Annotated in this window: 1 protein-coding gene; it reads left to right on the top strand. The window is 66.7% G+C overall.

Going from position 1 to position 912, the window contains the following annotated elements:
* Positions 1-893, top strand: an 893-nt coding sequence (locus EYW49_RS22850; RefSeq protein WP_131312043.1) for an IS3 family transposase, incomplete at its 5' end; no start/stop codon positions are given.
* Positions 894-912 lie beyond the last annotated feature (19 nt).

Genomic DNA, 912 nt, shown 5'->3' with positions numbered 1-912 from the left:
CCCATCTCGTGGCCGCCCACGGGATGAGTGAACGGCGGGCGTGTAAAGCCACCGGCTTTTGCCGCATGACCATTCGCTACGAGACCACGCGGCCGGACGACCGTGTGCTTCGTGAGCGGCTGACGGAACTCGCCCGCGAGCGCAGGCGGTTCGGATATCGTCGCCTGCATGTGTTGCTGCGGCGCGAAAGCCTGGTCGTCAATCACAAGAAGCTGTTCCGGCTCTATCGCGAGGAGAGGCTCGGCGTGCGCCGGCGCGGCGGCCGAAAGCGCGCCCTCGGCACGCGGGCGCCGATGCAGGTCGCCCTGCGGCCGAACGAGCGGTGGAGCCTCGACTTCGTCTCGGACCAACTGACCGACGGGCGCCGCTTCCGCATTCTGACGATCGTCGACGACTGCACCCGCGAGAACATCGCCCTGATCGCCGACACCTCGCTCTCGGGTCTGCGGGTGGCAACCGAACTCGATCGGTTGGTTGCCGCACGCGGCAAGCCGAGGATGATCGTCAGCGACAATGGAACAGAGTTCACCAGCAACGCGATCCTGCGCTGGGCCGACCAGTCCCGGGTCGAGTGGCACTACATCGCACCGGGAAAGCCCACCCAGAACGCCTTCATCGAGTCGTTCAATGGGCGCCTGCGCGACGAACTCCTGAACGAGACGCTGTTCACCACGCTCGCCCAGGTCCGTGCGCTGCTCGGTCGCTGGCGTGCCGACTACAACGAAGCCCGACCGCATTCTCGGCTCGGCTGGCAGACCCCGGTCGAGTTCGCCCGCACCTTCCCGCGTCGTGAGACGGCGCTGCGCAACCCGACCAGCTCCGCGCCGTCTCCCGCCGCTCACCCCGCCCCGAAGGACAATCCCAACCGTCAGAGCGAACTCCGAATTGGATAAAACTTGGGGGCAACGTCAG

Source organism: Siculibacillus lacustris (assembly GCF_004328075.1).
GTDB classification, from domain to species: domain Bacteria; phylum Pseudomonadota; class Alphaproteobacteria; order Rhizobiales; family Ancalomicrobiaceae; genus Siculibacillus; species Siculibacillus lacustris.
This window is presented reverse-complemented; position numbering and strand designations above follow the sequence as displayed.